Origin of the sequence: Alteribacillus persepolensis (genome assembly GCF_900099605.1) — a bacterium.
Classification (GTDB): Bacteria; Bacillota; Bacilli; order Bacillales; family Marinococcaceae; genus Alteribacillus; species Alteribacillus persepolensis.
Genome location: NZ_FNDK01000058.1, coordinates 1 through 2,430 on the forward strand (window position 1 = coordinate 1; position 2,430 = coordinate 2,430).

At 38.3% G+C, this 2,430-nt stretch carries 2 protein-coding genes; both read left to right on the forward strand.

The annotated features are described in order from the left end of the window. Nucleotides 1-145: 145 nt before the first annotated feature. On the forward strand, nt 146-1,648 hold the full coding sequence (gene istA, locus BLT18_RS17825) for an IS21 family transposase (protein ID WP_091277119.1): 1,503 nt from the start codon (nt 146-148) through the stop codon (nt 1,646-1,648). Continuing rightward, nucleotides 1,645-2,364: an IS21-like element helper ATPase IstB gene (gene istB, locus BLT18_RS17830; RefSeq protein WP_091277121.1), complete on the forward strand. Its 720-nt coding sequence runs from the start codon at nt 1,645-1,647 to the stop codon at nt 2,362-2,364. The genes istA and istB overlap by 4 nt, the downstream gene beginning before the upstream one ends. Nucleotides 2,365-2,430 lie beyond the last annotated feature (66 nt).

Sequence of the window (2,430 nt, forward strand, 5' to 3'; positions counted from 1 at the left end):
ATTGTTTATGGCATTCTAAAAATGTAGGTTTTGGCACTTAATTTATGTAGGTCTATTAGACGCAAAAAAAGCCACTTGCCAACACCCCAAGATAACTTTAAACTCCTCGTTGGACCAACAACGTTCAGCAGGAGGTTATTAGGAGATGTTAGCAGTGGCACAGATTGATTATATCAGACATGAGGTAAACCAAAAAGGTGAAAGTTACGCCGATGTTTCTAGGAGAGTCGAGGTTGACCCTCGAACGGTTAAAAAATACGCAAATCAAGAAGAGTTTCGTGAAAGGAAACCTCAAAAGCGTTATTCACCAGTCATGGGTCCTGTAAAACCGATCATTGATAAATGGATCAAAGAAGATTTCAAAAAGAAAAAGAAAAACCATCGTACCGCAAAGCGTATGTACCAGCAGTTAAAGAAATTTCATAGTTTTAAAGGTTCTTATCGAACGGTCCGTGATTACGTATCAAAGCGAAAGAAAGCACTCAATGAATATGATCAAGAGGCGGCTCTCCCCCTTGAAGCAGTTCCAGGAACAGCACAAGTTGATTTCGGTACAGCACCTTTCCAGTATGGAGGTAACGTCATTGATTTGCCATTTTTGGTTCTGTCTTTTCCATACAGTAACACGTTTTACTTTCAAGTGTTCCCATCTGAAAATACGGAGTGTCTTCTTGAGGGGCTCTCACGTATGTTTCGTTATATGGGTGGTGTCCCTAAAACCATAAGGTTTGATAATTTATCACCTGCGGTGAAGAAGATCAAGTCAAAGGGAGAACGAGAATTAACGGACACATTTGAACGTTTTGTCCTCCACTATGGCTTTCATTATGAGTTCTGTAATCCTGGAAAGGGAAATGAAAAAGGGCATGTCGAGGCCATGGTCAAATATGTACGAAATAACTACCTACTCCCCGAGTGTGTAATTACTGACCTTGATCAATTTAATAAAACATTATGGGAACTCGCTGAGGAAGATCGTCAACGACCGCATTATCAAAAGAAAGTGCTTCAATCTGAATTATTTACGGAAGATAAGAACGAATGGCTTGTGTTACCAGAAAAAGACTTTGAATGTGTTCGATACCAAGATATCAAAGCTGATAAATACGGATTTATTGCGATTGATGCGAAACAGTATTCTACTTCGCCACGCTTTGCCAAACAGCGTGTAAAGGTATGTATCTCTTATAATATGATCACCATTCTAACTGAAGATCATGATGTGATCGTACGTCACCAGCGATTATATGGCATCAAAAGACAATCAATGGTATGGCAACCTTATCTTGATTTATTAGCCAAACGTCCAAAGGCAATCAAATACTCAAGTTTATACGATCAGTTTCCTGAAGAATGGTCTTCGTATCTGAAGAGCTGTACAGAAGAAGAACAAAAAGCAGCCTTACGGCTGATAGGAAAGCTGTTAAAAAATAATGATTTTACGTTATTAAATCAAGCTTTGGCATTGTCTTCAAAACACGGGCATCCTCATGTTGATCAAATTAAACATTGTTTTTATTCTTTATTAAATCAAAGTAACACACACATGAGTGTTCCTACAGGTAAGAACGTTCCAAAGATTCCTGATATGACACGTGGACTCTCTCATTACGATGCCTTCTTCCATGAAGGAGGTGCAGAAAAGTGAAAGAACAAATCGAAGCTTATGCCAAGCGTCTGAAATTAAGCTGGATCCGAGAAAACTTTGAAAGTGTGAAAGCAGAAAGTCATGAGGAATACCTTCTAAAGCTCTTTGAAAAGGAAGTAGAAAATCGAGAAGAGAGAAAGGTGAACCTATTACTCAAACAAGCTCAATTACCGAAGACTGGAGATCAACCTTTTCAGTGGGAGCATATTCAAATTCCACAAGGAATTGAAAGAATGAATATTTTGCATGGAGACTTCATTCACAATAAAGAAAACTTGATTTTGTATGGGGGTGTTGGAACAGGAAAAACATATTTGGCAACGTTACTGTCCCTAAATGCCATACATAGGTTTGGCAGTAAAGTGAAATTCCACACTGTGGCAGGCTTAGCAAACCAATTAATTGAAGCGAACCAAAATGAATCGCTGCCAAAGCTTATGAAACGACTAGAAAAGCTAGATTTACTGATTTTAGACGAACTCGGCTATATACCCTTGAATAAAGAAGGCGCAGAATTACTTTTTCAAGTTATATCGATGTGTTATGAAAGTAAGAGTCTCGTCATCACGACGAACCTTCAATTTGGGCAATGGAACCATGTCTTTGGTGACTCCATTTTAACAGAAGCCGTCATTGATCGTTTGATTCATCACTCACATTTATTAGTGTTTCAAGGAGATAGCTTTCGCTATAAAGAGGCTTTATTACATCAGTAAAACCGATTGGCAAGTGGCATGCATTTTTAAATGCCATTTCATACATTTTTTACTTGCCAAATACAA